Annotated in this window: 22 protein-coding genes and 1 riboswitch; of the genes, 8 read left to right on the top strand and 14 right to left on the bottom strand. The window is 63.6% G+C overall.

The window, feature by feature from the left end; all coding sequences use genetic code 11:
• Positions 1–2: 2 nt before the first annotated feature.
• From RQH14_RS17200 to RQH14_RS17190, 3 genes are all read right to left on the bottom strand, one after another.
• Positions 3–965 carry a GNAT family N-acetyltransferase gene (locus RQH14_RS17200; protein ID WP_311214364.1) on the bottom strand — a complete coding sequence of 321 codons (963 nt, stop codon included), beginning with the start codon at positions 963–965 and terminating at the stop codon, positions 3–5.
• Positions 966–967: 2 nt separating this feature from the next.
• Complete coding sequence (locus RQH14_RS17195) at positions 968–2,353, bottom strand: glycine--tRNA ligase (protein WP_311214363.1); 1,386 nt, start codon at positions 2,351–2,353, stop codon at positions 968–970.
• A gap of 144 nt (positions 2,354–2,497) precedes the next feature.
• On the bottom strand, positions 2,498–3,502 hold the full coding sequence (locus tag RQH14_RS17190) for a DMT family transporter (RefSeq protein ID WP_311214362.1): 1,005 nt from the start codon (positions 3,500–3,502) through the stop codon (positions 2,498–2,500).
• Between the two features lie 23 nt (positions 3,503–3,525).
• On the opposite strand from RQH14_RS17190, the gene RQH14_RS17185 reads away from it, so the two are divergent.
• Positions 3,526–3,753: an RNA-binding S4 domain-containing protein gene (locus tag RQH14_RS17185; RefSeq protein ID WP_311214361.1), complete on the top strand. Its 228-nt coding sequence runs from the start codon at positions 3,526–3,528 to the stop codon at positions 3,751–3,753.
• Positions 3,754–3,774: 21 nt separating this feature from the next.
• Here RQH14_RS17185 and RQH14_RS17180 read toward each other — a convergent pair whose 3' ends face one another.
• Positions 3,775–4,425, bottom strand: coding sequence for a phospholipase (locus RQH14_RS17180; protein ID WP_311214360.1), 651 nt, complete (start codon positions 4,423–4,425; stop codon positions 3,775–3,777).
• Positions 4,426–4,495: 70 nt separating this feature from the next.
• Here RQH14_RS17180 and RQH14_RS17175 point away from each other — a divergent pair, with 70 nt between their 5' ends.
• From RQH14_RS17175 to RQH14_RS17165, 3 genes are all read left to right on the top strand, one after another.
• Positions 4,496–5,338, top strand: coding sequence for an SGNH/GDSL hydrolase family protein (locus RQH14_RS17175; protein WP_311214359.1), 843 nt, complete (start codon positions 4,496–4,498; stop codon positions 5,336–5,338).
• A 46-nt stretch (positions 5,339–5,384) separates the two neighbouring features.
• On the top strand, positions 5,385–6,545 hold the full coding sequence (locus RQH14_RS17170) for a winged helix DNA-binding domain-containing protein (RefSeq protein ID WP_311214358.1): 1,161 nt from the start codon (positions 5,385–5,387) through the stop codon (positions 6,543–6,545).
• Between the two features lie 75 nt (positions 6,546–6,620).
• A complete protein-coding gene (locus RQH14_RS17165) occupies positions 6,621–7,118 on the top strand; it encodes a hypothetical protein (RefSeq protein ID WP_311214357.1) in 498 nt (165 codons plus the stop codon).
• A gap of 22 nt (positions 7,119–7,140) precedes the next feature.
• Here the strand turns inward: RQH14_RS17165 and RQH14_RS17160 are convergent, their stop codons facing one another.
• On the bottom strand, positions 7,141–8,262 hold the full coding sequence (locus RQH14_RS17160) for a homoserine O-acetyltransferase (RefSeq protein WP_311214356.1): 1,122 nt from the start codon (positions 8,260–8,262) through the stop codon (positions 7,141–7,143).
• A gap of 15 nt (positions 8,263–8,277) precedes the next feature.
• A riboswitch (SAM riboswitch) is annotated at positions 8,278–8,394 on the bottom strand.
• A 184-nt stretch (positions 8,395–8,578) separates the two neighbouring features.
• Positions 8,579–9,919, bottom strand: coding sequence for a bifunctional o-acetylhomoserine/o-acetylserine sulfhydrylase (locus RQH14_RS17155; RefSeq protein WP_311214371.1), 1,341 nt, complete (start codon positions 9,917–9,919; stop codon positions 8,579–8,581).
• 201 nt (positions 9,920–10,120) lie between these two features.
• Between RQH14_RS17155 and RQH14_RS17150 the strand changes: the two genes are divergently transcribed.
• On the top strand, positions 10,121–10,759 hold the full coding sequence (locus tag RQH14_RS17150) for a VOC family protein (RefSeq protein WP_089594306.1): 639 nt from the start codon (positions 10,121–10,123) through the stop codon (positions 10,757–10,759).
• 139 nt (positions 10,760–10,898) lie between these two features.
• On the opposite strand, the gene RQH14_RS17145 is transcribed toward RQH14_RS17150, so the two are convergent.
• The gene (locus tag RQH14_RS17145) at positions 10,899–11,672 is read right to left on the bottom strand and encodes a type II CAAX endopeptidase family protein (protein ID WP_311214355.1); all 774 of its coding nucleotides are present in this window, start codon (positions 11,670–11,672) and stop codon (positions 10,899–10,901) included.
• A gap of 62 nt (positions 11,673–11,734) precedes the next feature.
• On the opposite strand from RQH14_RS17145, the gene RQH14_RS17140 reads away from it, so the two are divergent.
• Complete coding sequence (locus RQH14_RS17140) at positions 11,735–12,415, top strand: histidine phosphatase family protein (protein WP_311214354.1); 681 nt, start codon at positions 11,735–11,737, stop codon at positions 12,413–12,415.
• Positions 12,416–12,439: 24 nt separating this feature from the next.
• Here the strand turns inward: RQH14_RS17140 and RQH14_RS17135 are convergent, their stop codons facing one another.
• Genes RQH14_RS17135 through RQH14_RS17115 form a run of 5 tightly spaced genes read right to left on the bottom strand, consistent with a single transcriptional unit; the run spans position 12,440 to position 16,919 of the window.
• Entirely contained in the window at positions 12,440–13,231 is a 792-nt protein-coding gene (locus tag RQH14_RS17135; protein ID WP_089594303.1) for a DeoR/GlpR family DNA-binding transcription regulator, read from the bottom strand.
• A 24-nt stretch (positions 13,232–13,255) separates the two neighbouring features.
• The gene (locus tag RQH14_RS17130; RefSeq protein WP_311214353.1) at positions 13,256–14,110 is read right to left on the bottom strand and encodes a class II fructose-bisphosphate aldolase; all 855 of its coding nucleotides are present in this window, start codon (positions 14,108–14,110) and stop codon (positions 13,256–13,258) included.
• Positions 14,092–15,060, bottom strand: a complete 969-nt coding sequence (locus tag RQH14_RS17125; RefSeq protein WP_311214352.1) for a hexose kinase — start codon at positions 15,058–15,060, stop codon at positions 14,092–14,094. The genes RQH14_RS17130 and RQH14_RS17125 overlap by 19 nt, the downstream gene beginning before the upstream one ends.
• Entirely contained in the window at positions 15,057–15,992 is a 936-nt protein-coding gene (locus RQH14_RS17120; RefSeq protein WP_311214351.1) for an ROK family protein, read from the bottom strand. The genes RQH14_RS17125 and RQH14_RS17120 overlap by 4 nt, the downstream gene beginning before the upstream one ends.
• A gap of 9 nt (positions 15,993–16,001) precedes the next feature.
• Complete coding sequence (locus RQH14_RS17115) at positions 16,002–16,919, bottom strand: SIS domain-containing protein (protein WP_311214350.1); 918 nt, start codon at positions 16,917–16,919, stop codon at positions 16,002–16,004.
• Positions 16,920–17,193: 274 nt separating this feature from the next.
• On the opposite strand from RQH14_RS17115, the gene RQH14_RS17110 reads away from it, so the two are divergent.
• Positions 17,194–21,591 (top strand): endo-alpha-N-acetylgalactosaminidase family protein, encoded by a 4,398-nt coding sequence (locus RQH14_RS17110; protein ID WP_311214349.1) that lies wholly within the window; start codon positions 17,194–17,196, stop codon positions 21,589–21,591.
• 66 nt (positions 21,592–21,657) lie between these two features.
• On the opposite strand, the gene hutI is transcribed toward RQH14_RS17110, so the two are convergent.
• Together hutI and RQH14_RS17100 are read right to left on the bottom strand one after the other, a co-directional pair.
• Positions 21,658–22,896, bottom strand: a complete 1,239-nt coding sequence (gene hutI / locus RQH14_RS17105) for an imidazolonepropionase (protein ID WP_396136279.1) — start codon at positions 22,894–22,896, stop codon at positions 21,658–21,660.
• An 11-nt stretch (positions 22,897–22,907) separates the two neighbouring features.
• On the bottom strand, positions 22,908–24,005 hold the full coding sequence (locus RQH14_RS17100) for an FAD-dependent oxidoreductase (RefSeq protein ID WP_311214348.1): 1,098 nt from the start codon (positions 24,003–24,005) through the stop codon (positions 22,908–22,910).
• Positions 24,006–24,171: 166 nt separating this feature from the next.
• Here RQH14_RS17100 and RQH14_RS17095 point away from each other — a divergent pair, with 166 nt between their 5' ends.
• Complete coding sequence (locus RQH14_RS17095; RefSeq protein WP_311214347.1) at positions 24,172–24,888, top strand: ATP-binding cassette domain-containing protein; 717 nt, start codon at positions 24,172–24,174, stop codon at positions 24,886–24,888.
• Positions 24,889–24,891 lie beyond the last annotated feature (3 nt).

The raw sequence follows: 24,891 nt of genomic DNA, 5'->3' as shown, positions 1-24,891 counted from the left end.
GGTCAGTCGCTGACGATCAAGGTATCCGCGCCGCGCACGTGGGCCTTGCCCGATTCCAGCAGCGGCCCCAGGACCGTCCGGAGCGCCGTCATGGATTCGTCCACTTCCAGCAATACCGGGTGCTGGTAAGCGATGAGCGCCAAGAGATCACGCACAGCCGCCGATGCATCGTCGGCAGACAGCTGGGGGTCATGCCCCAGGAAGACATCCGACGGTTCATCGGAGTTGCCCTGGGCGTAGCTGATGGCGAAGGCCTGGATCTTGCCCTTGCGGGTCGCTGGAACGCCTTGGCCAAAAGCACTGGCCTTGGGGGCACGCAGCACGATCGCGCCGTGGGCTCCAGTCAGGTCATGCAGGAACAAGCGCTGTACTGTGGCGATGCTGAGCTCCCCCGGGCTGTCCCAGTGGTGGACGTGCGAGTAGTACTTGCCCACAACGTCGCTCAACTCAACCGAACCCGTAGCCAAGTCCTCCACGCGCTCGGACGCGGCTTCCTCCGAGCCGTCACCGAACCGCGGCAAGGACAGTGGTTCCGGCTCCACCACCACCAGTTGCGACCGCTGGATGGGCGCGAGTCCCGCCGCCGCAGCGAAGGCCGCACCGGCGGTGTCCGGCTCCACCTTGCTGCGCAGCTTGGAAACGCCCGACGGCGAGTTCCCGGCTTCACGCCGAAGCATGGTCAGCAGGGTGGCGCCTACGCCTTCACGGCGGTGGTCCCTGGCAACCTCGATATACGTCCAGAGTCGTTCGGGGTGCAGGGATGCCTCGTGAACCACGCCGGCGGCTACAGGGATCCGTACCCCGTCCACCACATCTTCGGCCACGATGCAGCGGCGCCAAGGTTGGTTGCTGGACGGCGCCAGGGCCGCACGGAACTGCTCAGCGGGAAGGGTCTCCGGGCCGCCCCAGATTTCCAGGAGGGCGAGGTCGTCGCCCTCCTTCCATTCGCGGTACTCCAAAGCCATGGCTAGGCGCCGATCAGGCGTGCTGCAAGGTAGCCCTCAACCTTGTCCAGGGACACGCGTTCCTGGCTCATGGTGTCGCGTTCACGGATGGTGACAGCCTGGTCTTCCAGGGTGTCGAAGTCCACGGTGATGCAGAACGGGGTACCGATTTCATCCTGGCGACGGTAGCGGCGGCCGATCGCACCGGCGTCGTCGAAGTCGATGTTCCAGTTCTTGCGCAGCTGGGCGCCCAGCGCCTTGGCCTTCGGGGACAGGTCCTCGTTGCGGCTCAGCGGCAGCACGGCAGCCTTGACCGGGGCCAGGCGCGGATCCAACTTCAGGACGGTACGGACGTCGACGCCGCCCTTGGCGTTGGGTGCCTCATCTTCGGTGTAGGCGTCGATCAGGAAGGCCATGAAGGAGCGGGTCAGGCCTGCGGCAGGCTCGATCACGTACGGGGTGTAGCGCTCGTTGGTGGCTTGATTGAAGTAGCTCAGGTCCGTGCCGGATGCCTTGGCGTGCGTTGAGAGGTCAAAGTCGGTGCGGTTGGCGACGCCTTCGAGCTCGCCCCACTCGGAGCCCTGGAAACCGAAGCGGTACTCGATGTCCGTGGTGCCCTTGGAGTAGTGGCTGAGCTTCTCCAACGGGTGTTCGAAGAAGCGGAGGTTGTCCTCGCGGATGCCAAGGTCCGTGTACCAGGACATGCGTTCCTTCATCCAGTACTGGTGCCACTCTTCGTCCGTACCGGGCTCGACGAAGAATTCCATCTCCATCTGCTCGAATTCGCGGGTACGGAAAATGAAGTTGCCCGGCGTGATTTCGTTACGGAAGGACTTGCCGATCTGGCCAATGCCGAACGGCGGCTTCTTGCGGGACGTGGTGAGCACGTTGTTGAAGTTCACGAAGATGCCCTGGGCGGTCTCCGGACGCAGGTAGTGCATGCCTTCGTCGCTGGCCACCGGGCCGAGGAAGGTCTTCAAGAGGCCGGAGAATTCCTGCGGCTCGGTCCACTCGCCACGGGTGCCACAGTTGGCGCACGCGATGTCCTTCAGGCCGTTTTCTGCCGGGCGGCCCTTCTTTTCCTCATACTCTTCTTCGAGGTGGTCGGCGCGGTAGCGCTTGTGGCAGGAGAGGCACTCAACCAGGGGGTCGGAGAAAACGTCCACGTGGCCGGATGCTTCCCATACCTGCCGGGGAAGGATCACGGAGGAGTCCAGGCCTACAACGTCCTCACGGCCACGGACCATGCTCTGCCACCACTGGCGCTTGATGTTTTCCTTCAGTTCAGCACCAAGGGGGCCGTAGTCCCACGCAGATCGGGAGCCACCATAGATTTCACCGGCCTGGAAGACAAAGCCCCTCCGCTTGGAGAGGGAAATGACCTGGTCAAGGACGGATTTTGCTGCCATGGGTAACTCCATTTGTTCTACAGGGCCGCTGGGTGCGGTCCGCGGTGGTCTGCCCCGGATTCCGGACGAGGTTGTCCGGCGGGGTGTTGGGGGAAAGTTTGCTGCAAGTACCCGAAGATACCTGAAAGTCCTGCGACTCCTACCCTACCGGCCTTTGGCCGGGCCTCTCCGTGCAAAGGCGCCTTTGGGCCACGGCAGCGTTGCCACAATGATCGCGGCCAGCGTCAGGACCGTACCCAGCACCGTGGGCAAGGCGACCACCGCACCGGGACTGGGGATCACGACGTCGAGCACCAACGAGCCCACCAGTTGCCCGGCGATCATGCCCAAACCGGTGATCAGCACGCCGAGGCTCCTGACCAGGAGGGCCGCCAGGCCGATGAAGAGGCAGCCCATGGGACCGCCAAGGTAGTACCACCACTCGGCAGGCAGCGGATTACCGGGTCCGGCGACGGCAAGCTTGATGAGCCACGCGATCCACAGAATGGCTGAACCGGCGATGAAATTGACCAGGGTGGCGGCAATGGGCGTTCCGTAATGAACTGTGGCGGTTCCGTTCATGGCCTGCTGGAAGCTCATGAAGAACCCGGCCGCGAGTGGCAGGAGGACCGGAAGGACCAGCGAGGCTATGTCCGCGTCCCCGCCGAACCGCGGCGAAACGGCCCAGGCCACCGCAGCCACTGTCAGGACACTGCCGATCACGCGCACTCCCGTGATGGCGCGCTTGCCTCCGGGGCCGATGCCCATTCGGTCCACGAGCAACCCACTCAGCGTTTGACCGGTGACAGCCGCGACTGTGAACAACGCAACACCCAGCAGGGCGACCGTGAACGACTGGGCAAAGACGAACAACGCGCCGATGGCACCGGCCATGACGTAAAAGCGGGGGAAGCTGCGGTTCCGGACAGCGGGGATGATGCGCTGCAGGCCCGCCCTTCCCCGTGGCGTGGCAAGGGAGATCGCACTGATGAGCAGGAGCCCTGTGGTGAAGCTCACCACTGATGCGGCGATGCCGTCGTCCAATTTCGCGCCAAGGGCCCCGTTGATCCTCGCTTGAAGCGGGATGACCAAGCCTGTTGCTACGGCAATAGGGAGGCCAATGGCGAGCGGAAGGGTGGGACGGGGAGAAGGCTGCGGCACTGTCACCACACTACTTCAGGCATCATTGCTGTATGAGCACTCCGGAAATTGAAGAAATCCCCATCCGCGACGACATGATCCGCCTTGGCCAACTGCTGAAGCTTGCCAACCTCGTGGAGGACGGTGTGGAGGCTACGGAGCTCATCAAAAGCGGCTTGGTCAAGGTCAACGGTGAGATCGACGACCGCCGCGGCCGCCAGCTCCATGTAGGCGACACCGTGACGGTCAACGGCCGGACGGTCCGGATCGCCGCCGCCTGACGCCCCGGGTTTTTCAGTCAGTCAGTCAGTCAGGACTTTGTGGGTCAGGAACTCGCCCACGTGGCCGATCTCCTGCTGGTTGATGCCATGCCACATTCCTGTGTAAAGCACCTTGGTCAGGTCAACGTGCTTGCGCACCCACCCCATGGTGTAGTCGATCTTGTCCTGGGTGATCACGGGATCCTGCTGGTCCCGGCCCCAGAACAGGGGCACGGACCCGTCCAGTTCGTGGTCCCGGAAGGCGGCGTCAGCACCGGCGTCGATCACAAAGCCTGAAAGCCCGACGACGGCAGCAAAGTCTGCGGGACGGTAGCGGAGCATGGTGGTCGCCATGGCCATGCCCATGGAGAAGCCAAGCAAGGTGACCGAGGAGTGGTTGGCCTTGACCGTATCCAGCCACTCAAGGGCGTACTCGGCCGCGAGTTTCACGGCGTCCAAGGAGTAGTCGATCGATGCCGTGAGCGGGAACCATGTGAAGCCGGGCCCCATGGGCATCGGCGCGCGAAGGGCCGCCACCACAAATCCGTCAGGCAACAACCCGGCCAGGCTGAAGAGGTCGTCCTCATTGGACCCATACCCATGCAGCAGGACCAGGAGCGGCTTGCCGGCACGCTCGGCTTCGTCATGGGACCACAGGACAACGGGCGCGGGGAATACGGGGGCTTCAGTCATGGTTCCATTGTTGCAGTTACCCACAAGTAACAACCTACGGTGGCGTAGGTTCGCCGCGAGGGGGCAGGATATGAGCGTGAGTGAGAACAATCAGTTGTTGAAACCCGGCGATCCTGTGCAAAGACACCCGTGGACCCGTTATGTGGCACTGGGTGATTCCTTCACTGAGGGCATCGGCGACCCCGAGCCCCAGAACCCCGGCGGTCACCGTGGTTGGGCAGATCGGGTGGCCGAGGAGTTGGGCCGCGGCCAGTCTGACTTTGCCTATGCCAACCTTGCCATCCGTGGCAGGTTGTTGCAGCAGATCATCGATGAACAAGTAGGCCAGTGCTTGGAACTGCAGCCTGACCTCGTGTCCATCTCGGCCGGCGGCAACGACCTCATCCGGCCCGGCGGCGACCCCGATCTGCTGGCCGAGAAACTCGATACCGCAGTGGGAGAGCTGAGCTCGGGTGGAGCCACAGTGGTGCTGTTCAACGGCCCGGACACCGCCACGTCGGTGCTGGGACGCATCCGTGGGAAAGTGGCCATCTACAACGAGAACCTCAGGACTGTGGCTGCCCGCCATGACGCCGTGATAGCGGACATGTGGTCATTGCGGCAGCTGGCAGATCACCAAATGTGGGATGTTGACCGCCTGCACTTCTCACCCTTGGGACACCACACCATCGCCATGATGGTCCTGGACTCCCTGAACATCCAGCACACCCTTGAACCCTTGATGCCCAAGCCGCTGCCGCCGCGGACGTGGCGCGAGGCCCGCTCCTCGGACCTTGTCTGGGCACGCGAATACTTTGTCCCGTGGGTCATCCGACGGCTCCGGCACCAGTCATCCGGTGACGGCATCACCCCCAAGCGTCCGACGCCGGGCCCAGTCTTCGGCCCGAGCGGCACCTTGCTTCCGCGGCGCTAGGGCGATGTTCAGGTGATGGTGCCAGCAGGGTTCCTTGGGGGCAGCCGTGACGGATAACGCGTCCCCCTTCGCGGAGAATGTCCGGCGCCTGCGCCTGCGAAGGCAGCAACTGCGGGCCCCTTCCTCCGGGACCGCCGGAGACGTGGTCCGCAACCTGCTGGCAGTCCAGTCCCAGGAATTTCCCTATGCGCGATGGACCCTTGCACAAAGGACATCCGCCTCCACTTCCTCCGAGGTGGAACAGGCCGTTGCCGATGGAACCATACTGCGGACGCACATCCTGCGGCCCACGTGGCATTTTGTGCACCGGGACGACCTCGGCTGGCTGATGGGGCTCTCCGCGGACCGGCTGCACCAGGGAAACAAAGGCATGTACCGCCAAACAGGGGTGGACGAAGAAACATCGGCACTCAGTGGCCGGATCCTGGCTTCAGCCGTAGCCGACGGCGCCCACAAGACGCGCGAAGAACTGGCTGAGGTCCTGGGACAGGCCGGCTTACCCAGCAAAGGCCTGGGATTTATCTACCACCTCATGCACGCCGAGGTCAGTCGCGTCCTGGTGAGCGGCTCCCCCATCCGCTCTGCCGGTGGCGCCCTGAAGCAGACATACGCCCTTTTCGAGGAGCGGGTGCCAGGTTTCGTTCGTACGCCGTTGACCGGGGCGGACCGTGAAGAGGCCCTGGGCACGTTGGCGCTCCGGTACTTCTGCAGCCGCGGACCCGCCACCATCAAAGACTGCGCCGTGTGGTCAGGACTGACCATGAAGGACGTAAAGCTGGGGCTCCAGGTGGCTGAGGAACTGTCGCCGGGCGCTGTGGCTTCGGTCATCATGGACGGCTTGGAGTTTTATCTGGCTTCGGAAGACGTCGGCGAGCTCACCAAAGCCGGTGGCCCTCCGCGTCTTCATGACGCAGGGCTCCCCCGCGTCGACCTCATCCAGTGCTATGACGAATACGTTATGGGCTATTCGCAGTCCCGGCACTACTTGGGCGGGACTGCACCCTACTTCCCCGAGGACAACGGGCCCATGCACGTGGTCCTGCTGGATGGCAGGTTGGCCGGATGGTGGCGCCATGGATTCTCCGGTGGAGCCTGCCAACTGGATGTCCGCACGAACCGGCCAACAAGCCCTCCCGAACAGATGGCCCTGGACGTCGAAGTGGAACGCTATGGGCAGTTCCTGGGCATGGAGGCCAAGCTCCTCTGAAGCGCTCACTGCAGGCGCCGGAGTTCACGCCGCACGACCGGGCTAAGCTGGGATAAGACCTAGGAGGCCTGCACTGTGAACAATCTGATCTTCTGGATCATCGTCTGCTCGTGGCTGATTCCGCTCGGGATCCGCATGTACAACCGATCCCGCGCGCGCCGGATCCAGAACGGAACCTTCCGCGGCCCCGGCTATCCCCCGCAGCAGAACCTGCCCGGCCCTGGCTATCCGGCGCAGAATTACCCGCCGCAGAACTACCCTGCGCAGGATTACCGGGGACAGGACCAGCCTGGACAGGGTTACCCGAGTCAGGGTTACCCCGGGCAGAACTACCCCTCGCAGGGCTACCCGGGCTACCCATCCGGGCCCACCGTCATCCGCCCTGTGGATGACGAACCGCAGTCCGGGCCGCCGTCGAACTCTTCATCCCCCACGCCTTTCCCGGCCAACAACGGATCTGAGCCGCAAGGCTACCGCGCCCGCAAGCTGGCAGAACTGGACGCAAAGTTCAGCAACGGGGAGATCGCCATGGAGGATTACATGAAGCAGCGCGGCGACATCATGAACGGCTGACGCCGTTGAACGAACGTGGCGCTTAGGCGAAAAACGCGTCCTGGAGCTGGGCTGAGAGCTGGCCGATTTCCGTCAGGAACCCGTCGTGGCCGATCGGCGCCTCAATGACGTGGACCGGGACATCACCTGGCAGGGCTGCCGCCAATTCCCGGGATTGGGCCGGGAAATACAAGCGGTCGCTGTCCACCGCTGCCACGAAGAACTCCGCAGTGGCGCGTGACAATGCTGCCTCCAGCGATCCACGGCCGCGTGCGACGTCGTGGGACATCAGGGCTTCGGTGATGGCGATATAGCTGTTGGCATCAAATCGTCGGACGAGCTTTGTTCCCTGGTGGTCCAGGTAGCTCTCCACCTGATAGCGGCCACGCTCCCCCAGGACCGCAGCGGCCAGTGGTGTCTCCTGGTGCTGGGCTTCCCGGCCAAAGCGGAAATCCAATTCCAGCGCCGAGCGGTAGGTGATGTGGGCGATGCGCCGGGCCAGGGCGAGTCCGTGTTCGGGGGCCGTGCCACCGTAGTAATCGCCGTTGTTGAAGTTCGGGTCCTGACGAATGGCCAGGGTTTGGGCCTGTGCAAAGGCGATCTGCTCGGCCGTGCTGTAGGCACCCACGGATATCACGGCGCAGCGTTTCACCCGCTCCGGGAAAGTCGCTGCCCATTCCAAGGCGCGGGCGCCGCCCATCGACCCGCCCAACACTGCGTGCCAGGCCTCGATTCCCAGGGCTTCGGCCAGGCGCGCCTCAGCCTCGGTGCTGTCGCGCAGGGTGACCAAGGGGAACCGCGAGCCCCAAGGACGGCCATCCGGCGCCTCCGAGGACGGTCCGGTGCTGCCGTAGCAGCCGCCCACGATGTTGATGGAGATGACAAAGAACCTGTTGGTGTCGATGGTGGCACCGGGGCCTACCAGCTGCTCCCACCATCCCTCTTCGTCCGTGGCTCCCCGGGCAACGTGCGTGCTCCCTGTGAGGGCATGCTGGATGAGCACGGCATTGGAGGCATCGGCGTTCAGCTGCCCCCAGGTCTCATAAGCGAGGACGACGTCGGGAAGGAATCCGCCGGCTTCAAGGTCCAGCGACCCAATGGCGGCGTACTTGACGGTGCCGTCTTCTTCTCCGGATTTTGGAAGGGCTGTAGCAGTAATGGTCATTCCTTTGACACCTTAACCTCGCGCTTGCCCGTCGCCTTGCGTGCGAACAGGCCAGGTCTTCACCCGGGGCACCCCACCGCGGAGGAGGGTTGCCGGCCAGCAAGCCGGGGCTATGTGCTGGCACTCATGACCTAATACGAAGAGTCTAGGAAATACAGGGCGGTTATGGCGAAGAATGTGACATCAGTGTGACGGTTTAGGGCGTTTTCGTTCAGGAAGCAGCACTCCGGAATGCCACCCGGCGAATAATCGTCGGTCCGGGTGGCATCCAGGAACAGTGCCAGGTGCGGTCGGGCCGCTGCTTTCGGGGCTGGGTTCAGGCTCCCTTGGCGGCCCGGAACCCGGCTTCGAGGTCGGCGATGATGTCATCCACGTGCTCAATCCCCACGGACAAACGCACCAGGCCGGGGTTCACGCCGGCCACCAACTGCTGTTCAACCGTCAGCTGGCTGTGCGTAGTGGACGCCGGGTGGATGACCAGCGAGCGGACATCGCCGATGTTGGCAACATGCGAGTGCAGTTCCAGTCCGTCCACGAAGCGCTTGCCCGCTTCAACGCCGCCCTTGATGTTGAAGGCAACAATGGCGCCGGTGCCCTGTGGACCGTACTTCCGGCCACGGTCGTACCACGGGCTGGACGGCAGGCCGGCATAGGCGACCGATTCGACGTCGTCGTGGGCTTCCAGCCACTCGGCCACCTTGGTGGCGTTGGCTACGTGACGTTCGACGCGCAAGCTCAACGTCTCCAGCCCCTGGGCGATCAGGAAAGCATTGAACGGGGACACAGCGGAGCCGAGGTCGCGAAGAAGCTGGACCCGCGCCTTCAGGACGTAGGAAAGATTGGCGCCGAGCGCACCGTCCTTGCCAAGATCGCGGGCGTACACCAGGCCGTTGTAGCTCGGGTCAGGGGTATTGAAACCCGGGAAGCGTTCCGGGTCCTGGCCGAAGTCGAAGTTGCCGGAGTCCACAATCACGCCGGCAATGGCAGACCCATGCCCGCCAAGGTACTTGGTGGCAGAGTGGACCACGATGTCGGCGCCCCACTCGATGGGACGGATGAGGTAGGGAGTGGACAGTGTGTTGTCCACGATAAGTGGCACACCGGCCTCGTGGGCAGTGCGGGCGACGCCCTCGATGTCCAGTACGTCCTGGCGCGGGTTGGAAACTACCTCGCCGAAAAACAGCTTGGTGTTCGGCTGGACGGCGTCCCGCCACTGGTCCAGATTGTCCGGGTCTTCCACGAATGTCACCGAGATGCCGAACTTCTTCAGGGTGTGCGCCAGCAGGTTGTAGGTACCGCCGTACAGGCTGGGGCTCGCCACGATGTGGTCGCCGGCCTCCGCGATGTTGAGGATCGCGAAGGTCTCCGCGGCCTGGCCAGAGCTCAGCAGGAGGGCACCCAAGCCGCCTTCCAGGCTCGCGACCCGCTGCTCCACGGCATCCTGCGTCGGGTTGCCGATCCGGGTGTAGATGGGCGCGAGCTCGGCCAGGGCGAACCGGTTGGCTGCGCTCTCGGCACTGGGGAACACGAAGGACGTGGTCTGGTAGATCGGCAGTGCCCGGGCTCCGGTGGCAGAGTCAGGCTCCTGACCTGCGTGGATCTGGCGGGTTTCGAAAGACCATCCTTGGGACATGGAGTTCTCCTGTTCGTGGCGCATGGATTCTGTGGAAACGTGCTGCATGTGAGCTGGGGCCAGTCTAGGAAGTGTCCGGAGGCTTAGACAGCTTTGTGACGCCGGTGGAATCTTTCGGACTTTCAGCGTCCCTGCATGACGCCACACGGCACCGGTTATACACATCCCACCTTAGTTAGGCTTGACTTAGCTGAGACCCCGATCACAAAGTGCCAAGATGAAGCCATGCGCATGGATCACGTCTCTTACGCCTGTGAACGAGATGGCCTTTTGGCCACTACCGAACGAATTTCCGCGGCACTGGGAGTGGACGCTGTCCGGGGCGGAGTGCACCCGCGCTTCGGCACCCGGAACATGATCATTCCCCTTGCGGATAACAAGTACCTGGAAGTGGTGGAGGTCCTGGACCACCCCGCTTCCGACAAAGCACCCTTTGGCCAAGCAGTTCGTGCCCGCTCTGCCGCCGGTGGTGGCTGGATGGGCTGGTGCGTCGCTGTTGACGACCTGGCACCGTTCGAGGACCGCCTTGGCCGCTCAGCTGTTCCGGGCAACCGCAAGTTCCCTGACGGCCGCGAACTGGTGTGGCAGCAGATCGGTATCCTGGGCTTGATCGCAGATCCGCAGGTCCCGTACCTGCTCAAGTGGGAGGGCGACCCTTCACTCCACCCGTCCAGGATCTATGAAAGCGACGTCAAGATGTCCAGCCTCACCATTGCGGGCTCGGCGGAACGTGTCACCGAATGGCTCGGAGAGCCGGTGGAAAAGCCGCTTGAGGACGTCGCTGTCCAGTGGATGGCACCGCACGGCACTCCGGGAATCATGTCAGTAACTTTCGAAACCGCCTCAGGAGCCGTCACCATCTGACCATCCCGTCCATCCGGGCAAGTCCCGGCACCGGTCACCACTGTCCGGTAAAACTTCGGCCGCCATCAGCGGGTGCCAATGACGTCACCCACCGATGGCGGCCGGATATTTTTAAGCGCCCGTTGCCGTTGACGGCCGGCTACCCCAGTCCCATCGCCTTGCCGAACAGGCTGAAGCCGACGAACGCCACGATGTCCAGCAACGCGTGGGCAATCACCAAGGGCATGACCCGCTTGGTCTTGGTATAGATCCAGGCGAACACCAAACCCATGACCACGTTGCCGATGAACGGCCCAAAGCCCTGGTACAGGTGGTAACTCCCCCGCAGGACGGCGCTGACCAGAATGGCCACAGGCATGCTCCAACCGAACTTGCCGAAACGGTCCATGAGGTACCCCACCACGATCACTTCTTCCACGATCGCGTGCCGCATGGCCGAGAGGATGAGCACCGGCACGGTCCACCAGTAGGCGTCCAGGCCGCTGGGGACAATCGCCGTGGTGATGCCGAGGGCCCGACCGGCTGCATAGAGTCCAAGTGAGGGAATTCCGATCAGGGCGGCAAGTCCCACACCGTGGAGCAGGTCCTTGCCCGGCCGGGCAAAGTTGAAGCCGAGCCGGGCGAACGCCGAGCCGTTGTCGCCTTCGCGGTTTGCCTGGAGATGCGAGGACAGGAAGTAGAACACCAGAGCCACAGGCACCAGGGCGAAGATGATGTCCAGCAGTTGGTAGGTGAGGTCAAAGTACTCGCGGGTGCTTTGGGACCGGTTCAAGGTGGAGGTGGCGTCGGCCAAGGGAGCCCGCGTCATCTTGTCCAGGAGTTGCACCACGGAATAAACGGCCGACTGGCCCAAGGACAGGCCCAGCACAATAAGTACTTCGGCGCGCAGCCGTCGGCGGGAAGCAAGGAACATGTACCTATCTTGCCCGCAGTTCCTGCCACTTTGCCGGGAACCGCGCACCTATGCTTGGTGGGATGGGTGCCCCAGCGAGAATTTTCATGATCCGGCACGGCCAGTCCGCCGCGAACGCCGACACGTCCATCTACAACCGTGTCCCGGACTACCGGATCCCATTGACGGACCTCGGTGTGGAGCAAGCCCGCGTTGCCGGTGAAGACCTTCGCCGCAAGCTCGACGGGCAACAAGTCTGCGTCTACGTTTCACCGTATTTGCGGGCGTACCAGACCTTGGAGGCGTTGAATCTGGGCTCGCTGATAGAACGGGTCATTGAGGAACCCCGGCTTCGTGAGCAGGACTGGGCCAACTTCCAGATTGCCGGGGAAATCGAGGATCAAAAGGAGCTCCGCAACCTCTATGGCCACTTCTTTTACCGGTTCCGCGAGGGTGAATCCGGTTCCGATGTGTACGACCGCGTGTCGTCTTTCATGGAGACGCTGTACCGCCACTGGCAAAAGCCCACGTATGCGCCGAACGCTCTCCTGGTGACGCACGGACTGACCATGCGCCTGTTCTGCATGCGCTGGTTCCATTGGACGGTTGAGTACTTCGAATCCCTCAACAACCCGGACAACGCTGAGTTGCGCACACTGATCAGGAACGGCGACGGCCAGTACAGCCTCGATTCACCGTTCAGCCAGTGGGTGCCCAGGGATGTTGACGATTCGGTGCTGCACGCACCCAGAATGCGGTTCTAGCCGGCGCTCCCAGCTTGCCGGTTGCTAGCCGGCTGATGCGACGATGACTTCGGTGCCCTTGGCTTCGAAGGCGGCCTTGTCCTCGGCGCTGATCCCGGCATCGGTGATCAGGTGCCTGAAGTCGTAACCGGCCATGGCAGCGAAGGAGCGGCGGCCCACTTTGGAGGAGTCAGCCACCACGTAGGACTCCGTGGCGCGGCGTGCCATCACTGTGTTGACCATGGCTTCGCCTTCGTCGGTGATGGTGGGACCGAGGTCCGGGTCCACGCCATTGACGCCGATGAACGCAATGTCCAAAGCTACTTTCTGCATGATGACGTCCGTGTAAGGGCCTACGAGCTCGTAGGAGCGCGGATTCAGGATGCCACCGGTGACCATGATCTTGATGTTGGGCCGTACTGCCAGTTGCGAGGCGATGTTGATGGCGTTGGTCACCACCGTCAGCGTGGGCCTGTTGGACGGGGCGTTGAGGTCTTCGCGGGTGGAGAGCAACTGGGCCAGAGCGGTGTTGGTGGTGCCACCGCTGAGGCCGATCACAGCACCGGGTCGGATCAGTGCGGACGCAGCCTGGGCAATGTCCTGCTTGGCCTGGGCGTGGTCGTCGCGGTTGTAGCGTCCCGGGAGGTCGTAGGCCACCGATCCTGTGGTGGCGCCACCCCGGGTCCGGCTGAGCAATCTCTGCTTGGCGAGGCTGTCCAGGTCCCGTCGGGCCGTGGCTGGTGACACACCCAGACGCGTCACGATGTCCTCGACTTCCACATGGCCGGACTCGGCCAGGAGATCGAGGATGGCGGTCAGCCGATCGGTGCGGGTCATGACGAGCCTTTCGCGGGTTCGGAGCTATTTCGCTTTGGCGAACAGCGTCAGCATACGTGCGGACTCCAGCACAAGGGCATCCCGGCCGGCCTTGATGTACTTCCGGGAATCCACCACTGCAGGGTTGGCATCGAGGTACTCACGGACGGCGCGGGTAAAGAACCCGTTCAAATGTGTGGATACGTTGATTTTAGTCATACCCGCGCCGATAGCGGCTACGAGCATCTCGTCTGTGACGCCTGAGGAGCCGTGCAGGACCAGCGGTTTTGCCACAGCGGTCTTCAGCCGGGTGATCAGGTGCAGGTCCAACGCAGCGCTTCGTTCCGTCATGGCGTGGGAGGAACCAACGGCCACGGCGAGCGCATCCACGCCAGTGGCTTCAACAAACTCCCGGGCCTCGGCAGGGTCGGTCCGGACGCCCGGGGCATGGGCGCCGTCCTTGCCTCCTACTTTGCCGAGCTCGGCCTCCACGTAAACACCGCGATGGTGGGCATAGGCGGCGACGCGTTGGGTGACTTCGACGTTCCACTCGTACGGCAGATGTGCACCGTCGTACATGACCGAGCCGAAGCCAAGGTCCACGGCAGCCAGAGCGAGGTCCTCGGACTCCGCGTGGTCCAGGTGGAGGGCGACCGGGACGGCGGCAGAGCGGGCGATCGCCAAGGCTGCTGACGCTATCGGTTCGAGCCCGCCGTGGTACTTGGCGCAGTTCTCGGAGATCTGCAGGATCAACGGAACACCGGCTGCTTCGGCGCCGGCCACCAGGCCCTCGGCTGTTTCGATGTGGATGATGTTGAACGCACCTTGGCCTGTGCCGGAGGCCGCGGCCTTGTCCATGAGTTCCCGCGTGTTGACCAGGGTCACCGGGTCTCCTTCCATGTCACGATCAGTTGGTCTTGAAGTTCCTGGTACCGCGGCGAAATTTCGCCGGCGGCCGGCATGAGGACGGCAGCGGCGGACCACGCGGTGGCCCGGCGGAGTATTTCGCGCGGTTCCGTGATGCCTTCGGCGAGTGCGACGGCGGCAGCCGCCACACCAGCGTCGCCCGCCCCTGTGGGGTTTCCGCTCAGCGCCTCAGGCAGGCGTGCGCTCCAGTAGCCGCCGGGAGCGGCGTGATCGAAGGCGAGCATGCCGTCCGCACCGGCACTGACCAGTACAGTTCGGGCGCCCATGTCGATCAGGGCAAGCGCGGCTGCTTCCAGGCTGGATTCCCCGGTCGCTTCGGCCAACTCGTGATGATTCGGTTTGAGGATGTCGGCACCCGCTTTGGCTGCGGCGATGATTCCGGGACCGGAGGTATCGATGATGGCCGGGATACCGGCGTCGTGGGCCAGGCGCACCAGTTCCGGATAGAAATCTGCTGGAGCACCCGGTGGCAGGCTTCCCGACCCGACCAGGACGGAGGCCGGCAAGTTTCGGTTTCCGCTGACGGCCTCGACCACGGCAATCCGGAGTGAGCGCCAGTCGTCCGGCAGGAGTGCCTGGCCTTCCTCGTTGAAGATGGACGTTTCGCCGGCGACCGTGTCCACCAAGGCGATGCTGCGGCGGGTCTCGGCGGCGACTCCCACCAGGGCGTGGGGAACGCCGCTGGTCCAGAGCTCAGCTGCAAGGGTCTGCCCCGCAGCGCCGCCGGTGGGTGCGATGGCCAGGACAGGGTAGCCCACCTGGTGCGTCACACGGGCAACGTTGATGCCCTTGCCGCCGGCCCGGCTTAAAGGCGTGGGCACACGGTGGCTGGCGCCCTCGGTGATTCCTTGCACGGTATAGGTCATGTCGATGGCCGGATTGGCGGTGACGGTGATGATGCGGTTCACGTTGGCTCGCTTCATTGTGCTGCTCCCAGGAGTGCCCGTGCGTTCAAGGCCGCACCCAGCAGGCCGGCGTCTTGCCCGAGTTCGGCCCGAATCAGTTGTGGGCGTCGCTGGAAGTCGAGGATCCCGTCCACCTTGGCCCGGAGGGGCTCCAACAGTTCGTCACCGGCTTCAGCCAGGCCGCCGCCGATCACCACCGCTTCGGTTCCCATGATGTTGACGCACTGGCAGATGGTGAAGGCGAGGGCATCCACGGCATCGGCCCAGATGCGGGCGGCCAGTTCGTCGCCGTCTCCGGCCCTGAGCAGGACACCGCGGGCACCGTTCACCCTGTTTCCGGACGCCCTGTAGTAGCGCTTGGCGATGGCACCGGCCGAACCGACTGATTCGAGGATGATGGAGCCCGTGGAGCCAGGCCCGGCGTCGGGGTCCGGGACCTGGGCATGGCCAAGCTCACCGGCGAAGCCGCCTGCTGTGACCGCCTTGCCACCGGAGAAAACGGCTGCGGCGATGCCGGTCCCCACCACCATCACTACAACGTCCTTGAACTCTTTGGATCCACCAAAGGTGTGTTCTACGGCCGCAGCAGACCGGACATCGTGATCAAACGCCACCGGGATTCCCAGCCGCTTTTCGGCTTCTGCCGTGAACGGGAAATTGCGCCAGCCGAGATTGGCCGAGTAGACACCGATGCCGGCCACGGAGTCCACGATGCCCGGGACGATGATGCCGGCCGCTTTGGCGGTGGCCTCCGGAAATTCGGTCGACAGTTCGATTTTAAGCTCGGCCAGCCTGTCCAGGATCGCTTCCCCGGGACGTGCAGGATCCAAGGGCGTAGGGACGCGGCGCATGCCCAGGACATTCCCCCGGGCATCCACCAAGCCGGCCTTGATGTCAGTCCCGCCAACGTCGAAGGAGAGGACCGGTGATTCTGCGGCTCCAAGAACCATGACGGGTGCCTAGGCGGAGGCGTCGAGAATGACGGAGCGCGTCAGGTTGCGGGGCAGATCGGGATTCAGGCCACGGACGCGCGCACGCTCCAGGGTGACCTTGTGAACCCTGGCCAACTCAGCCAACGGGTGCTTGTCGGTGTGGATGTAGAGGGCGCCGGTCACGGCCATGTCGGCGTCCAGCCCTTCAGGCTGCGCACCGAACAACCAGGTGACCCGGCCCGGTGCCGCGATGGAGATGGGCCCGTGCCGGTATTCCATGGCGGGATAGGACTCGGTCCAGCCCTGTACAGCCTCGCGCATTTTCAGGCCTGCCTCGTGGGCCAGCCCAACCGTCCATCCAGTGCCGAGGAAGGTGAACTGCTCGGCGTCCAGGAGTTCCTGCGGGACCGGCGCGCCCACGGCGTCGCGGGCATCATCGATAGCCTGCTGCACGTCAATGCCAAGGCTGGACAGCAGGTAAACCAGCGCTGTGGTGGCAAACCGGGTCTGCACCACCGAACGCTCATCGGCGTACTGCAGTCCGATCACGGCATCTGCCAGTTCGATGATCGGGGATGTGGTGTCGCCGATGATCGCCACGGTGGGGACGATCCCCTGAAGCTCAGCCAGGATCTCAAGTACCTCAGTGGTGGTGCCTGACCGCGTAATGGCCACAACGGCATCGTACTGGCGATCGGCGCTGTTGCTGTTGAGGAAAGCCTCGGAAGCGGCGAAGGCATCGGTGACGCCCTTCCCTGCGGATTCGCGGGCGGCAGCGTAGCTCTGGGCCATGAACCAGGACGTCCCGCAACCGATCACGGCGATGCGCTTTCCGTCAGCCGGAAGCAAGTCCTCGGCACGAGCTTGCTCTACAGCCCGCTGCCATACGTCGGGCTGGGAAACCAGCTCTTCCTCCATGAAGGCGCCCAGTGTGTTCTCGCTCATCGTGTGTTCCGCTCCCGCTCAGCTTAATGACGTTTTCTGATCTATAGAAACACTAAACGATCATTTTCGATCTCACAAGGATCATCCGCAGGGGAAGTCCGATCATTAAGTGCGCATGGCCGGAATAGGCGGCGGACCGCGGAAAGCGTGTGCCCAGATGTGCATTTAAGTTAACTGCCTGTTAACTCTTGTCAACTTCTGTCCTTTGCAGCAGTCTTAGACCGTCCGCAAGAACATGATCGTTACTCGCTCGGAAAAATCAAGAAGGAGCATAATGCCCGGCTTGTCATCCCCCAGACGCCTCGCATCGCTGAGTTTGGCCTGCGTCGTCGCCTCATCCTCACTCGGACTGCTGGCAGTACAACCTGCCACCGCAGCCCCATCCTCACCTTTCGCTCCGCAAGCAGACATTGTCAGTGCTGCCGAGGCTGCCACCATCACCTCCGGCCAGCTCGCAGTTGATGTCTCCACCACCTTCCCGCAGGTTCTCGGCTACACCGACGCCGCCACGAAGGCGCGCTTGGACGGCACCGTCACCCGGCTCAGCACCATCACCCTCAATGGCGTGGAATACACGGTGACCGGTTCCTCCACAAGATCCGGAAACGACGCACGGGAGTATGTGCTGACCGTTCCGGAATTCGGCAACACCACCATTAAGGCCCGGCTCTCGGTCAAGAAGAACGTGGTCTCCTTCAATGTCACGGAGATCAAGGACTCCGCTGATCATCAGGTCAAAACCCTTCAACTCCCCCGCCTGAACCTGGTGACGGTCGGATCCACCCAGCCCGGGGCCCAGGTTTCCACTGCGAACCTGTCCGTGGACCGGAGCGTCACCGGTGACGAGTTCACGCACATCACCGCTTCCACTCCCCTGGACGCCACCGCCAAGAGCTCCGCCTACGCCCTGGCAAATACCGCCGCTTTGGGCGCCGCTGTGGAATCCAACGCCTTGTACGACACGTCGTCTGGACCGGGCGCGAAGGACCGCGGGCGCTTCTGGCGGCAAGCCGTCAGCGACGGAGCCGGCGGCGTCTCCATGGGTGTCGCCAGTGGCCAATGGCTGTACCGCGCAGAAGGCTCCGCAACCACCGAGGAACTTCCGTGGACTCGCGTGGCCATCACCGCTGACGCCAATGCCGACGGCGGTGTGGACTGGCAGGACGCGGCGATCGCCATGAGGTCCATCCAGGTCAGCGCCAACAAGGCTGAACAAACCCCGGACAACGTGATCACGCACATCCCGTTCAACTTTGCTTCGCAGGCAACCCACCCGTTCCTGAGGACTCTGGATGACGTCAAGCGCATCGCGCTGGCCACCGACGGACTGGGGCAGGTGGCCATGCTCAAGGGCTACACCAGCGAGGGGCACGACTCCGCCAACACGGACTACGGCAACAACTTCAACGCCCGCGCAGGCGGACTGGAAGACCTCAACAAGCTGGTGAAAGAGGGCAAGGACTGGAACGCCAGCTTCGGCGTCCACATCAACGCCACGGAAATCTACCCTGAAGCCAAATCCTTCAGCGAGGACCTGTTGCGCGCGGACAAGGGCCTGGGGTGGAACTGGCTGGACCAGTCGTACTACATGAACCAGCGCGAGGACATCAATTCCGGCAAACTCGCCCAGCGCATCAAGGAACTACGCGAAGCTACGGACAAGAACCTGGACTTCGTGTACGTGGACGTCTACTACGAATTCGGCTGGCTCGCCGAGCGCCTGCAGCAGGAACTGGTCAAGAACGGTTTCCGGGTGGGCTCTGAATGGGCTGACCACCTTTCCCGGAACAACACCTGGTCCCACTGGGCCAACGATGAAAAGTACGGGGGCTCCACCAACAAGGGCATCAACTCGCAGATCCTGCGCTTCATCAACAACACCCAGTCAGACGTCTGGAACCCCGATCCCAAGCTTGGCGTCAGCCACATTGTGGAGTTCGAAGGCTGGACCGGGCAGAACGACTTCAATGCGTTCAGCGAGAACGTGTGGACGGCCAACGTGCCGGCCAAATTCCTGCAGCACCACCAGATCACCAAGTGGACGGCTGACCGGATCGACCTCGCAGATGGCGTGGCCGTCACCGGAAACACGGCAGCAGAACGCAACATCACCGTAGGAGGCGCCTCCGTCCTGCAGGGTGGAACCTACTTGCTCCCGTGGTCCTCCAAGGAAAACGGCACGGCAGACAAGCTCTACCACTACAACCCTGCCGGTGGTGCCAGCACCTGGACCCTCACCAAGGAGTTCGCCACGTCCGGCTCGCTTGAACTCTTCAAACTGACGGACAACGGACGCGTGAAGGTCGCCGATGTGCCCGTGGTCAACGGACAGGTCACCGTCACGGCCGACGCCAAACAGCCCTACGTCCTGGCTCCGAAGAACAGCAAATCTGAGCTGCCCAAGAAGGCCGACTTCGGCGAAGGCACTGCCTTCAATGATCCCGGCTTCAATAGTGCAGATCTCTCCCCGTGGACCCCCACGGGCACCGTCACCCAGGTCCGCGATGACAAGGGCCGCCGCTACGCAGAGATGGGGGCAACGCCGTCGTCGATCAGCCAGGAAGTAAAGCTGGACGCCGGAACCCAGTCCGTGAGCGCCTGGGTGGAAATCCAGCCCGGCAAGACCCGACCCACCACGCTGTCCGTGGACATCAACGGCAAGAGCGAAAGCGTCACCATTGATTCGTCCAACGCAGAGAACTTCGTAGCCGGGGACGAGAAACACGGGACAGCCTTCCAGCGCATCCGCGTCCTGGTGGACGTTCCCCACAAGAACACCAAGGCCAAGGTCACCGTCACAGCGGCCGACGGCGATGCCACGGTACGCTTCGATGACTTCCGGGCGGTGAAAACCGCCAGGGTGGCCACCACCGGCGTGCTCAGCGAGGACTTCGAAAACGTGGACCAAGGCTGGGGACCCTTTGTGAAGGGTGATGCCGGCGGCTCCACGGACCCGCGCACCCACATCACCGAACGCAACGAACCCTTCACCCAAAAGGGCTGGCACACCAACGTGATCGACGAAGTACTGGACGGAACGTGGTCGCTGATCGCGCACGATGAAAATCGCGCACCCGACGGCGGACCGGGCATGGTGTACCGGACCACGGAGGCAACAGTTCACTTCCAGGCGGGCCACAAATACAAGGTTTCCTTCGACTACCAAAACTCCAAGGACGGCCAATACGCCTGGGTTTCCGGCTACGACTCGCAGGCCGGTCCCTCAGTGACAGGCAGCCAGGCGATCGATGCCGCGACGTCCACCACACGCTTCGAGCAGACCCTGGATACCGGCTTCTGCGGAGACTACTTTGTGGGACTGCAGCGCACGGGCAGTGCAAATGGTTCTGACTTCACCCTGGACAACTTCCTGGTGGAGGATCTCGGCGCTTCCGAATCCGTCCCGGCCTGCGCGCAACTCTCGGCGTCGCTCCAGGGCGACGTGGTCCAGCAGGGCAAGGCCCAGGACTTCGTCACCACTTTTGTTTCCGACGAACCGGCCGCCATCAATGACCTGACCGTGTCGCTTGACCTTCCCGAGGGGTGGACGGCTACACCTTCCACGCCCGCAACGGCCTCGACGCTGCCAGCCGGCGGCACCTTGACCACCACCTGGAAGGTCACCGCCCCGGCTTCGGCTGACGGCGACTACCCCATCACGGCGACGGCTTCCTACAGCACCACTTCTTCACCCGCAGGCAGCCGAACCATCAGCACCACCACGGCCGTCCGGACGCTGCCCAAGCCTCCGCAGTCCACCGTGTTCGCCAGCGACCACCCGTGGGTCAGCGCCACCAATGGCTGGGGTCCTGTGGAAAAGGACCAGTCCAATGGAGGAACCGGGGCCGGTGACGGCACTCCGCTCACACTGAACGGAACTGTCTACGCCAAGGGCTTGGGAGCCCACGCCAACGGTACCGTCCGCTACTACCTGGGCGGCTACTGCACCGCCTTCACCGCGACCGTGGGCATAGACGACGCCCAACCGACGCGGGGAAGCGTGAAGTTCTCCGTGGTGGCTGACGGCACCACCAAGGTGACTACACCGGTTCTGGGCGCTGCGAGCGCTCCCCTGCCACTTACGGTGGACGTCACCGGCGCCCAGTACGTGGAACTGGTGGCCAACGATGCCGGCGATTCCAACGGCAACGACCACGCGGACTGGGCCGATGCCAAGTTCACCTGTTCCACCACCTCGCAGGAGCCGCCGGCACCCGTCCTGTCGGGCACCGTGTTCGCCTCCGACCTGCCCTGGATCGGCAGCACCAACGGTTGGGGACCTGCAGAACGGGACCGGGCCAACGGTGAGCAGAACGCCGGTGACGGGCCCGCACTGCGGCTGGACGGCGTCGTGTACTCCAAGGGCATCGGCGTCCATGCCGACTCCAAGATCAGCATCGCCACCGAGGCCAAGTGCAACGCTTTCACTGCCATGGCGGGAGTGGACGACGCCAAGCTCACCAAGGGCCTCCACGGTTCCGTGGTGTTCATCGTCAAGGGTGATGGGCGCGAACTACTGCGGACCCCCGTCCTGAGCGCCGACTCCGCCGCACTCCCCCTCACCGTGGACATCACCGGTGTCCGCAACGTCGAGCTGATCGCTGACAAGAACGGCGACGACGCCGGCGACGACTGGGGCGACTGGGCCGACGCGAAGTTCAGCTGCGCGTAGTCCTTCATCCCCCACAAAACAGGGGCGGTGTTCCTACCGGAACACCGCCCCTGTTTTGTGCTTTTGTTAGACAGCCCGGACCCCGGCCCGCCACACCGAGTGCGTCAGCGGGATCCCCGGTCGGTAGGCCAGGTGTGTGGCCGACGGTGCCTTGAGCAGGTGCAGGTCTGCCCGATGTCCGACGGCGAGCGAACCCACCGCCCGTTCGCCGTCGACGTCGTTCCCTGACTCCCGGCCCAGCGCCAAGGCGCCGCCGTACGTCGCCGCCCGGACGGCTTCGTGGACGCTCAAGTGCATTTGCAGCACAGCAGTGGTGACGCAGAAGGCCATGGAGCTGGTGTACGAGGTCCCTGGATTGCAGTTGGCGGCCAGGGCGATCTGGACACCGGCGTCGATCAATTCACGGCCTGGTGCCAAGGGTTGACGGGTGGAGAGGTCGCAGGCGGGAAGGCAGGTGGCCACCGTGCCTCTGGTGCCCATTCCGGTGGCCGGATCCCAGTCGGCCCAGGTTCCTGCGAGGTCCCGGATGTCCGGGTCCGACAAGTAGTTAACGTGGTCGACGCTCGCTGCGGCGAACTCTACGGCCAGGGCAACACCTGGGCCCTCGCCCAACTGGTTGCCGTGGACCCTCAGGCCCAGGCCGGCGTCGCGCGCTGCGGTGAGGACCCGACGGGACTGGTCCTCCGTGAACGCGCCCCGCTCGCAGAAGACATCAGCCCAGCGGACGTACGGGAGGACGGCGTCGAGCATGGGGCCGCAGACCAGGTCGGTGTATTCTTCCGGATCTGAGCCGCTGGGGACCAAGTGCGCGCCCAGATAGGTGACCTCGTCCACTTCCGCTGCGGCGATGCGGGCGCTGCGGGCCTCGTTCTCCACGTCCAGGCCGTAGCCGGTCTTGCTCTCCAAGTATGTGGTCCCCTGTGAGACTGCCTCAGCCACGCGGTCACGGACCAGGTGGGTCAGCTGGTCGTCGCTGACGCTGCGGGTGGCGCTGGTGGTGACGGCGATACCTCCAGCGCTGTAGCTTTCACCGGCCATGCGGGCCTCGAACTCAGCGGTGCGATCCCCGGCGAAAACAAGATGGGAATGCGAGTCCACCCAGCCCGGCAGGACGGCACGGCCTTCGGCGTCGACCATTTGGTCAGCAGCAGGAGCATCTTTGGCAGCGCCGATCCATGAAATCCGTTCGCCTTCGATCACGATGGCGGCATCCTTCAGCACCCGATGCTCCAGGTCCTGGGTCATCAGTTCGCCGATGTTGGTGATGACTGTGCTGACGCTGTTCCCGTTCCTGATTCCGCTCATGACCCTATTGTTCAGCGCCGGATGGACCAACGCGCGGCCGCCAGCTGCTCCGCTGTCCGGGATTCCGGACTGTCGTCCTGTACGTCGCCGAGGATCAGTGCTGCGGCCAGCTCCGCAATGGCGGACGATGTCTGGAAGCCATAGCCACCTTGCCCGGCGAGCCAGAAGAAGCCGGGTGCTTCAGCGTCGAATCCCACCACTGGAATCCCGTCTGCAGCTTCTGTCCGTAGGCCGGTCCACGCCCGGTCCACTGAGTGGATTCCCAAGGACGTCACGGTGTTGAGTTTGCTGATCAAGGCCTCCACATCACCTGCGTAGGGCTTGGCGTCCTCGGCTCCGCTCGGCACGGATTCCGACGGCGAAATCAGCACCTGGTTGCCCTCGGCGCGGAAATAGAATGTGTCGTCAGCGGCGCACACCATGGGTGTTTCCGGCGTCAAAGGGTTCTCAACGTTCACGATCGCAGCGGTCCGACGGTACGGCTGCAGTCCCAGCTTCTCCACCCCGCTGATGACGGCCAGCTCATCTGCCCAAGCACCAGCGGCGTTAACCACGACGCCGGACTGGAACCCTTCCGTTCCCGCGCCCACCTGCCAGCCGCTCCCCAATCGCTGGGCAGAGTGGACCTTGGCTCCGGTGATGATGTCCACGCCCGCAGCTTCCGCTGTACGGCGGTGTTCCTCAAGCAGGAGCGGAGCGTTGCAGCCAAAGGAGCCGTTATCCAGTCCTGCCGCGGTGAATGAGTCGGGGTCGAGCACAGGGCAAAGTCGCATCGCTTCGTCGTGGGTGATGGCGTGCATGTTGCCGCTGGCCTCGGCGTGTACTGTTTCTGCGTCACCCACCAGCATGAAACCGCGTGGCGTGAGGATGGGTTCGGCCGCCTGGGAATCCCGGGCTGCCAACATCTTCAGGGTTCGAATGGTCAGATCCTGCACCACTGCCGGACCGTAACTGGGGATAAGTTGCCGGGCGGAACGCGACGACGTGTGGAAGGCCAGGGACTGCTCGGCCTCAACAAGGGCAACAGTGCACTTGCCCGCGAGCGGCGCCGCCAAGGACAGGCCACCAATGCCGCCGCCTACGATTACCACGTCATAATTCGAAGCCATGGCTCCATCCTGACAGAACCGATGCTCTCTCACATCCCGCGCCCTCCAACGAAACCATCTCTCACATCCCGCGCCCTCCAACGAAACCATCTCTCACATCCCGCGTTCGTGATCCGCGCCGGGTGCCGGCGGCCTCAACGTCGGCCAGGGCTGCAACAATGACGGCATGCACCGCAACCATCCCATTCGGCGGGTGACAGAAGATCCCGCCAACGCACTGGACCGCCAACAGTGGCCTGCCAGCCTGCCCCCGGTAACGCAGCTTCTGGAACAAGGTCTGGACCTGACTCCCGCAACCATCCTCGTGGGCGAAAACGGTTCTGGTAAGTCAACAGTGGTGGAGGCCATCGCCTTGGCCTACGGTTTGTCGCCGGAGGGCGGCTCAACGGGAGCCCGCCACACCACAAGGTCCACGGAATCCGAACTGGGCAACCACCTGCAACTCGTCCGCAACGCCGGCAGCAGCAGACGGGGATACTTTCTCCGTGCTGAGACCATGCATGGTTTTTTCACCTATCTGGAGAAGAACCCCAGCACGTTCGGCGACCTGCCCTTCCACGAGATGTCCCATGGCGAATCGTTCCTCGAGCTCGCTGTAGACCGGTTCCGCGGGCCCGGATTATGGGTATTGGATGAGCCGGAATCAGCGTTGTCCTTCAATGGCTGCCTCAGCCTGCTGTCAGTTCTCAAGGAGTTGCTGGTTGGAGGCAAGTCCCAAGTCATCATGTCTACGCACTCGCCCCTGCTTGCCGCACTTCCGGGTGCTCAAATACTTGAAGTCGGGCAATGGGGCTTACGCCCCAGGCAATGGGCCGACCTGGACCTGACCACCAACTGGCGATCATTCCTGGATGCCCCGGAACGATACCTTCGGCACCTGTAGGCC

The sequence above is a fragment of the Arthrobacter sp. WCS2018Hpa-7 genome, from assembly GCF_031843805.1.
Classification (GTDB): Bacteria; Actinomycetota; Actinomycetes; order Actinomycetales; family Micrococcaceae; genus Arthrobacter.
This window is presented reverse-complemented; position numbering and strand designations above follow the sequence as displayed.

What these genes read in the sequence shown, in the direction of transcription:
- RQH14_RS17145 (WP_311214355.1), bottom strand. Translation starts at nt 11,672, where the DNA reads ATGTTCCTTGCTTCCCGCCGACGGCTGCGCGCCGAAGTACTTATTGTG.
- RQH14_RS17195 (WP_311214363.1), bottom strand. Translation starts at nt 2,353, where the DNA reads ATGGCAGCAAAATCCGTCCTTGACCAGGTCATTTCCCTCTCCAAGCGG.
- RQH14_RS17095 (WP_311214347.1), top strand. Translation starts at nt 24,172, where the DNA reads ATGCACCGCAACCATCCCATTCGGCGGGTGACAGAAGATCCCGCCAAC.
- RQH14_RS17115 (WP_311214350.1), bottom strand. Translation starts at nt 16,919, where the DNA reads ATGAGCGAGAACACACTGGGCGCCTTCATGGAGGAAGAGCTGGTTTCC.
- RQH14_RS17150 (WP_089594306.1), top strand. Translation starts at nt 10,121, where the DNA reads ATGCGCATGGATCACGTCTCTTACGCCTGTGAACGAGATGGCCTTTTG.
- RQH14_RS17180 (WP_311214360.1), bottom strand. Translation starts at nt 4,425, where the DNA reads ATGACTGAAGCCCCCGTATTCCCCGCGCCCGTTGTCCTGTGGTCCCAT.
- RQH14_RS17155 (WP_311214371.1), bottom strand. Translation starts at nt 9,919, where the DNA reads ATGCGCCACGAACAGGAGAACTCCATGTCCCAAGGATGGTCTTTCGAA.
- RQH14_RS17110 (WP_311214349.1), top strand. Translation starts at nt 17,194, where the DNA reads ATGCCCGGCTTGTCATCCCCCAGACGCCTCGCATCGCTGAGTTTGGCC.
- hutI (WP_396136279.1), bottom strand. Translation starts at nt 22,896, where the DNA reads ATGAGCGGAATCAGGAACGGGAACAGCGTCAGCACAGTCATCACCAAC.
- RQH14_RS17175 (WP_311214359.1), top strand. Translation starts at nt 4,496, where the DNA reads ATGAGCGTGAGTGAGAACAATCAGTTGTTGAAACCCGGCGATCCTGTG.
- RQH14_RS17140 (WP_311214354.1), top strand. Translation starts at nt 11,735, where the DNA reads ATGGGTGCCCCAGCGAGAATTTTCATGATCCGGCACGGCCAGTCCGCC.
- RQH14_RS17185 (WP_311214361.1), top strand. Translation starts at nt 3,526, where the DNA reads ATGAGCACTCCGGAAATTGAAGAAATCCCCATCCGCGACGACATGATC.
- RQH14_RS17200 (WP_311214364.1), bottom strand. Translation starts at nt 965, where the DNA reads ATGGCTTTGGAGTACCGCGAATGGAAGGAGGGCGACGACCTCGCCCTC.
- RQH14_RS17125 (WP_311214352.1), bottom strand. Translation starts at nt 15,060, where the DNA reads ATGAAGCGAGCCAACGTGAACCGCATCATCACCGTCACCGCCAATCCG.
- RQH14_RS17100 (WP_311214348.1), bottom strand. Translation starts at nt 24,005, where the DNA reads ATGGCTTCGAATTATGACGTGGTAATCGTAGGCGGCGGCATTGGTGGC.
- RQH14_RS17130 (WP_311214353.1), bottom strand. Translation starts at nt 14,110, where the DNA reads ATGGAAGGAGACCCGGTGACCCTGGTCAACACGCGGGAACTCATGGAC.
- RQH14_RS17120 (WP_311214351.1), bottom strand. Translation starts at nt 15,992, where the DNA reads ATGGTTCTTGGAGCCGCAGAATCACCGGTCCTCTCCTTCGACGTTGGC.
- RQH14_RS17160 (WP_311214356.1), bottom strand. Translation starts at nt 8,262, where the DNA reads ATGACCATTACTGCTACAGCCCTTCCAAAATCCGGAGAAGAAGACGGC.
- RQH14_RS17135 (WP_089594303.1), bottom strand. Translation starts at nt 13,231, where the DNA reads ATGACCCGCACCGATCGGCTGACCGCCATCCTCGATCTCCTGGCCGAG.